General features: G+C 43.9%; 5 protein-coding genes. All 5 read left to right on the top strand.

The window, feature by feature from the left end; all coding sequences use genetic code 11:
- Positions 1-368: 368 nt before the first annotated feature.
- Positions 369-2,093, top strand: coding sequence for a DUF5597 domain-containing protein (locus D0T85_RS20995; RefSeq protein ID WP_163215477.1), 1,725 nt, complete (start codon positions 369-371; stop codon positions 2,091-2,093).
- A gap of 142 nt (positions 2,094-2,235) precedes the next feature.
- A complete protein-coding gene (locus D0T85_RS20990; RefSeq protein ID WP_163215478.1) occupies positions 2,236-3,843 on the top strand; it encodes a sialate O-acetylesterase in 1,608 nt (535 codons plus the stop codon).
- Between the two features lie 4 nt (positions 3,844-3,847).
- Positions 3,848-5,263, top strand: a complete 1,416-nt coding sequence (locus D0T85_RS20985; protein WP_163215476.1) for an MFS transporter — start codon at positions 3,848-3,850, stop codon at positions 5,261-5,263.
- 38 nt (positions 5,264-5,301) lie between these two features.
- Positions 5,302-6,450, top strand: a complete 1,149-nt coding sequence (locus D0T85_RS20980; protein WP_163215475.1) for an endo-1,4-beta-xylanase — start codon at positions 5,302-5,304, stop codon at positions 6,448-6,450.
- Between the two features lie 211 nt (positions 6,451-6,661).
- Positions 6,662-7,630 (top strand): glycoside hydrolase family 43 protein, encoded by a 969-nt coding sequence (locus tag D0T85_RS20975; protein ID WP_163215474.1) that lies wholly within the window; start codon positions 6,662-6,664, stop codon positions 7,628-7,630.
- Positions 7,631-7,774: the final 144 nt, after the last annotated feature.

Genomic DNA, 7,774 nt, shown 5'->3' with positions numbered 1-7,774 from the left:
AACCACATTGTTTTTAACAATAGACACACTGATTCTTTTTTATTTACATTATTGCAGGCAGTGGGAAAATAGAAAGAAATCTTCCGAACATGACTGGGCAACGCCTGGGGTAATAACAGCAACCACACCCTAGCGCCCTGAAAGGGCAGTTTAATTATTGAGTTGGGCTTTCAGCCCGCTTTTATGGGGTGTTTCCCATTACCCCAGGCGATGCCTGGGGCTGAATTAAACCGGGCTTACAGCCCGTTGAACGCGGATTGTAAACAATGCAAAAATATTCCGAACATGACTGGGCTTTGCCCTACGCTACTGCGCAGAGGCCGTTGGCCTCCATGTTTAAAACTGAATAAACAAACAACAATATTACAATGAAAACCCACACCATCATACTATTTATATTATTAACAATAAACAGTTATACCCTTTTTGCCCAGCCACACCTCAAGCAACAAGGCACTGCCACACAGCTAATAGTAGATGGTAAACCCTTCCTTATTCTAGGCGGTGAACTGGGAAACTCATCGGCTGCATCGTTTCAGGATATAGAACGTATATTCCCAAAACTGCAACGCATGGGCCTCAACACTGTATTGGTACCAGCCTACTGGGATTTGATAGAGCCCACCGAAGGTAAATACGACTTTACCTTAATAGACAAAACAATTACCCAAGCCCGCGAAAACCAATTGAAGGTAGTATTCCTTTGGTTTGGTGCATGGAAAAACTCAATGAGTTGCTACGCCCCGTTATGGTTCAAACAAGATTATAAAAAATATCCGCGCGCATACACTCAGGCAGGCAAGCCGCTCGAAATAGCCAGCTCTTTCTCCAACAATGTATTACAAGCCGACAACCGTGCTTTTTCTCAACTGATGAAACACATCGCAGCAGTTGATAAAGAGAAGGGTACCGTCATCATGGTACAAATAGAGAATGAAATTGGAATGCTGGAAGATGCACGCGATTACTCCAAAGAAGCCAACGCATTATTCAATGCACCCGTACCCGAAAAACTGACTTCGTACCTTACCAAAAATAAGAAATCACTGCACCCGTGGTTGCTTGAACAATGGGGCAACAAAGGCTATCAAACCACAGGTACATGGTTGGATTTGTTTGGAGGAGACGAAAACCCGGCTGGGCGCCTCGCTTCGGACGAAATTTTTATGGCATGGCATTATGCACAATATGTAGAACAGCTTGCCACCTCGGCACGTTCCATACACAATATACCGTTGTTTGTGAATGCGGCTATGAACAGCCGCGGCCGGAAGCCCGGCGAATACCCTTCTGCCGGGCCGCTGGCTCACTTAACAGACATCTGGCATTGCGGTGCACCCAGTATTGATATACTTGCACCCGACCTTTACGACAAAGGTTTTACCAATTGGGTAGCTCAATATCACCTGCCCAACAATCCACTGTTCATACCCGAAATACGTTTGTCCGATGCTAACGGAGTACAAGCATTCTATGTTTTTGGCGAACACAATGCAATAGGCTTCTGTCCGTTTTCTATCGAGAATGGTTCCAATGCTCCACAGGCACCACTGGTACAAAGCTATGCCAAACTAAAAGAACTTATGCCCATCATTACACAGTATCAGGGCAAAGCAGCTATGAACGGATTGTATTTTGACGGCGATAACAAAGAACGCATACTGTATAAGGATGATCTTAAAATTACCTGCCGCCACTTCTTTACACTCCCTTGGGACTCACGTGCCACGGATGGAAGTACCTGGCCAACGGGCGGAGGCATCATTCTTCGCCTGAATAAAGACGAATTCCTGATTGCCGGAAGCGGCATTGTGATTGAATTTGAAAAGACAAACGAAAGCAAAGCTATTGATGCAAGCCAACTGGGAGAAGACGGTTTCCTGAATACAGGCAATCAGCACCGGAAGCAAACCGAATGGAAAGGCGGACTGAGAGCCGGCATTGGCACAGTTGACGAAGTAAAGGTTAATTCTGATGGCAGCTTTACATATATACGTCGCCTTAATGGTGACCAAACACATCAGGGGAGGCATGTACGTATTGGGGTTGACGACTTCAGTATATTGTACGTTCGCTTGTACGAATACAAATAATACAGCCGTGTAACACCACGCAAACTAAATGTTACATAAAAAAAGGAAGATGTTACGTTTGGAAAGGTATCTGAAACATAAAAAGCACAATCCCCAAAGTATGAAACGTATATTTGCAACCAACGATATAACAACAAAAGGTATGGTAAAAAGTATATTTCAGGTTATAGGACTTATGGTAAGTTTTGCTTTTGTGGGAGTTTACACAACCGAAGCAAAAGTGAAACTTCCAGTCCTTGTTTCCGATGGCATGGTGCTGCAACAGCAGCAAAGTATTAAAGTATGGGGATGGGCAGACCCTCAGGAAGAAGTTACTGTTACTTTTCTTAAGAAGAAATACAAAACAACAACATCGGCAGGTGGCAACTGGGAAATAATACTTCCTCCGCAAAAAGCAGGAGGTCCGCACCTGATGACCATTAATGATATTCAGCTTAAAGATATTCTGGTAGGCGATGTATGGCTTTGCTCCGGACAATCGAATATGGAATTGCCCATTGCAAGGGTTATGGATATGTTTGCCGATGAGGTGAACAAATACACCAATCCACAAATCCGACAGATTAGAATACCGTTGGATTATAACTTTCATGAGCCCCAAGAAGATGTAAAGCAAACAGCATGGAAAGCACTTGAACCCGGAAATGTAATGAACTTCTCCGCTCTTGCCTATTTCTTTGCTAAAGAATGGTACACCAAACACAAAGTACCGGTTGGGCTCATAAACTCTGCCGTAGGCGGATCACCTGTAGAAGCATGGATCAGCGAAGAGGGTTTGAAACCTTTCCCCAAGTATCTGAACGAACGTGAATTCTATAAATCCGACGAATATATTGCCGACATCCGCCAAAGAGAAAATAAAGGAAACCAACTTTGGCACGAAGTTCTATACCGAACTGATGCCGGATTAAACGAGCCTGTTAAATGGTACGCCCCCCAATACAATGACGCCCATTGGAAAGAAGCTGATTTGTTCGATACTTCATGGAACAACAACGGCCTCAACCCGGTTAACGGTTCATTCTGGTTTCGCAAACATTTCAATATCCCTGCCAACCTGGCCGGGAAAGAATCCACACTACGCCTTGGCTGCATTGTTGATGCCGATTCGGTATTTGTTAACGGTACTTTTGTTGGCACTACAGGCTATCAGTACCCGCCCCGCATCTATAAAATACCAGCAGGATTATTGCACGAAGGCAACAACCAAATAACCATACGCCTGATAAGTTATGGAGGCTATCCCCATTTTGTAAAAGAAAAACCCTACAAACTAGTATTCAAGGAAAGTGAGCTATCACTGGAAGGAAACTGGAAACATAAGATCGGAACCGAAATGCCACCATCGGCCGGACAAACATTCTTTCAATATAAACCTGTTGGCTTATACAACTCCATGATAGCACCACTCAAAAATTACGTGGTGAAAGGTGCCATCTGGTATCAAGGCGAATCTAATACCAACCGCTACAACGAGTACACCGCCCTGTTATCTGCCATGATTAATGATTGGAGAAGCATATTCAACCTCCCGGAGTTACCTTTTGTGGTTGTAGAACTGGCTTTGTTTGGACAACCCGACGGATGGGATAACTTCCGCGCAGCACAACAAAAAGTTACCGAACAAGTACCACACACTGGCTTTGCCCCGGCAAAAGACCTTGGAGAATGGAACGATATTCACCCTTTAAACAAAAAGGATGTAGGCATACGGGTAGCCAACGAAATGGAAAAACTAATTAACAAATAATACGATGAATGCATCTACACAAACTCTTAGCGAGTCGAAAGGCTTTTATAAACTTTCGTGGTTACAGCGCGTAGGTTTTGGATCGGGAGATTTGGCTCAGAACCTTATCTACCAAACAGTAGCCCAATACCTGCTTATTTTCTATACCAATGTTTATGGGCTTCCGGCAGCAACAGCAGCCGTTATGTTCCTTATTGTTCGCTTGGTCGATGTTATATGGGACCCCCTTGTTGGTGCGTATGTAGATAAACACAATCCTAAACTAGGTAAATACCGTTCGTATCTTATATTGGGAGGCATTCCGCTTACCGGCTTTGCTATACTCTGTTTCTGGAACGGTTTTTCGGGTTCGCTGGTGTATGCTTACATCACTTATGTAGGATTATCCATGTGCTACACTCTTATAAATGTACCTTACGGGGCGCTCAATGCATCGCTTACGCGCGATACCGACGAGATTACCAAACTAACCTCAGTACGTATGTTCCTCGCTAACCTGGGAGGTTTGGCCGTAGCCTACGGTATTCCTGTACTTATTAAAATGCTTTCGCCCGACGGAAAAATAAACTCAGCCGAATCCGGCAACGCCTGGTTCATCACCATGACTATTTATGCCGTAGCAGGAATGATATTGCTGATCTTCTGTTATACACAAACCAAGGAACGGGTAGTAATGGACGAAAAAGAAACCGCCGAGGTACAAGTTTCCGATCTGTGGACAGAATTTAAGCACAACACCCCTTTGCGTGTACTGGCATTCTTCTTTATCACTGCCTTTGCCATGATGGCAATTGGTAACTCTGCCGGTTCGTATTATATGATTTATAATGTGCAGGCACCTGATATGCTACCCTATTTTGCTGCGTTAGGCTCTATCCCGGCATTCATTTTTATGCCCATGGTTCCGGCCATTAAACGTGCTATCGGTAAAAAACAAATGTTTTACATATTCCTTTCCATAGCTATTTTCGGAATGGCGTTACTTTATGTTATCTCAGTAGTTCCTGCATTGAAAACCCAAGTGTGGTTGGTTTTGGTGGCACAGTTCATTAAATCAACAGGAGTTATTGTAGCCACAGGATATATGTGGGCGCTGGTTCCCGAAGTAATCTCGTATGGCGAACATATAACAGGTAAAAGAATCTCGGGCATTGTAAATGCCCTTACAGGAATTTTCTACAAAGCCGGAATGGCGCTTGGTGGTGTAGTTCCCGGACTGGTACTGGCTTTTGTTGATTTCGATGAAAAGAATACCGTTACCCAATCTGCTTTTGCCGAACAGGGAATATTGTGGCTTGTTGCTGTTATCCCGGCCATATTATTGATAGTAGCCATGTTTATCATCTCCAAATACGAGTTGTCGGACGAGGTAATTGATAAGATAAATATGGAAATTGAGGAAAGACATTTGAAGGGATAACAATAACAAAAACAGAATAAAATAACATACATACAACAATGAAAAAACCATTTAACAACGCCCTTTTTGCCCTGTTAGCAATCCCCTTATTATTAGCCTGCACAGGCAACCCTGCATCGCAAAACAAGGAAATAACCCTCAAAGATGCTTTAAAAGATAAATTCCTTATCGGAACTGCATTAAATGCATCGCAAATTACTGGCCGTGATACTGCCGGAATCCGTGTAGTTACAGAAAACTTTAATGCTATTGTAGCCGAAAACTGCATGAAGAGCGAAGAAGTACATCCGGAAGAAAACCAGTATAATTTTGCACTTGCCGATTCTTTTGTAAACTTCGGAATCTCGCACAAGCTTACTGTAACGGGCCATACCCTCATTTGGCATTCACAACTGCCCAAATGGTTTTGCCATACCGACCAAGGCGAACTGGTATCTGCCGACGTGTTAAAAGAAAGAATGAAGAATCACATTTACACCCTTGTAGGCCGTTACAAAGGAAAAATTCGTGGTTGGGATGTGGTAAACGAAGCTATTAACGACGATGGTAGCTGGCGTAATTCACCCTTCTACCAAATATTAGGCGAAGAGTTTATGTATCTTGCTTTCCAGTACGCCCACGAAGCCGATCCGGATGCCGAACTCTACTATAACGATTATAACGAATGGCATCCCGGTAAGCGTAACGCTATTGTAAAGATGGTAAACACCATGAAAGAAAGAGGTTTACGTATTGATGCCATAGGTATGCAAGGGCACGTAGGCATGGATTACCCATCGCTAAACGAGTATCAGGAAGCCATTGATACCTATGTAGCTGCCGGAGTTAAGGTAATGATTACCGAATTTGAGATATCTGCCCTACCCTCGCCCCGCCCTAATGTGGGTGCCAATATCTCGGACATCGAAGCCTATAACAAAGAAATGAACCCATATACCAACGGATTGCCCACCGAAGTTTCGCAAGCATGGAGCAACCACATGATGGATTTCTTTAATCTTTTCCTGAAAAACAGCGATCATATTTTGCGTGTTACCTTGTGGGGTGTAGCCGACGGCGACTCATGGAAAAATGATTTCCCCATGCGTGGACGTACAGATTATCCGTTGCTTTTCGACCGAAACCATCAAGCAAAACCTGTGGTTCAAAGTATCATTGATGCGGCAACCCATAAGGATGCGCTTTAAAAGCTATAAGCATCAGGCTTTGAACACCCGGGTGTTCATACTGCGTACACCCGGGTCTACAAGCCACGTACACCCGGGTCTACAGGGGCTGTACATCCGGGTGTTCACACTATATACACCCGGGTGTTCCAAAACAAAACAAATAGCATTTCAAAGCTGAATAAATAACCATTCAAAGCTGATCAAATAAGCATTCAAAAAGAAACAAATAATGAAAAAAGAAGCAAGATACCTCGTTCCAAACGATTTTATGGCCGATCCGTCGGTACATGTTTATAATGGAAAGTTATACATCTACCCCTCTCACGATTGGGAGAGCGGTATTGAAGAGAATGATAACGGTGATCATTTCAACATGAAAGACTACCATGTATTCTCAATGGAAGATATAAACGGTGAAGTTACCGATCATGGTGTAGTGCTGGAAGTAGAAAATATTCCTTGGGCAGGACGCCAATTATGGGATTGTGACATAGCCTTTAAAGATGGTAAATACTATATGTACTTCCCCTTGAAAGACCAAAACGACATCTTTCGCATGGGCGTTGCCATCAGCGATAAACCCGAAGGGCCATTTATACCGGAAGCCAACCCTATGTGGGGAAGTTACAGCATAGACCCTGCCATACTCGACAATGGCGATGGAAACTATTACATGTACTTTGGTGGTTTATGGGGCGGACAGTTGCAACGTTACCGCAACAACAAAGCTTTAGAATGTGCAGTGCTTCCCGAAGGCAATGAACCAGCCCTTTGTCCACGCATTGCGCGCCTCAGTGATAATATGCTTCAGTTTGCCGAAGAGCCTCGCGAAGTACTTATCATCGACGAAGATGGAAAGCCATTAACTGGTGGCGACACCGAACGCCGTTTCTTCGAAGCATCGTGGGTGCATAAGTACAACGGTAAATATTACTTTTCGTACTCTACAGGAGATACGCATTTGTTGTGTTATGCCATTGGGGATAATCCATACGGGCCGTTTACTTATCAGGGAGTAATACTTACTCCGGTGGTAGGATGGACTACGCATCATTCCATAGTTGAGTATAAAGGTAAATGGTATCTGTTTCATCACGATAGTGTTCCATCCGGTGGCCGCACCTGGTTGCGTAGCTTAAAGGTGGTTGAGCTGGAATATAACGAAGATGGAACGATAAAGACGATTGAAGGACAATGATTTTATTTCTCTTTTGAAACACAGATTAACGCAGATTTTTTGGAAAGTCCTCCTCCGCCCTTTGGGCACCTCCTCCGAAGGAGGATACCATGCGGACGATCTATAGCGCAGCTTATCCTCCTTTGGAGGAGGTGCCCGAAGGGC

Source organism: Bacteroides sp. 519, assembly GCF_010500955.1.
Taxonomy (GTDB): domain Bacteria; phylum Bacteroidota; class Bacteroidia; order Bacteroidales; family Bacteroidaceae; genus Bacteroides.
The sequence above is the reverse complement of the archived record's forward strand: the minus strand, read 5'-3'. Positions and strand labels throughout refer to the sequence as shown.

Coding starts and splice junctions, on each gene's coding strand:
- D0T85_RS20985 (WP_163215476.1), top strand. CDS start 3,848: ATGAATGCATCTACACAAACTCTTAGCGAGTCGAAAGGCTTTTATAAA.
- D0T85_RS20975 (WP_163215474.1), top strand. CDS start 6,662: ATGAAAAAAGAAGCAAGATACCTCGTTCCAAACGATTTTATGGCCGAT.
- D0T85_RS20980 (WP_163215475.1), top strand. CDS start 5,302: ATGAAAAAACCATTTAACAACGCCCTTTTTGCCCTGTTAGCAATCCCC.
- D0T85_RS20995 (WP_163215477.1), top strand. CDS start 369: ATGAAAACCCACACCATCATACTATTTATATTATTAACAATAAACAGT.
- D0T85_RS20990 (WP_163215478.1), top strand. CDS start 2,236: ATGGTAAAAAGTATATTTCAGGTTATAGGACTTATGGTAAGTTTTGCT.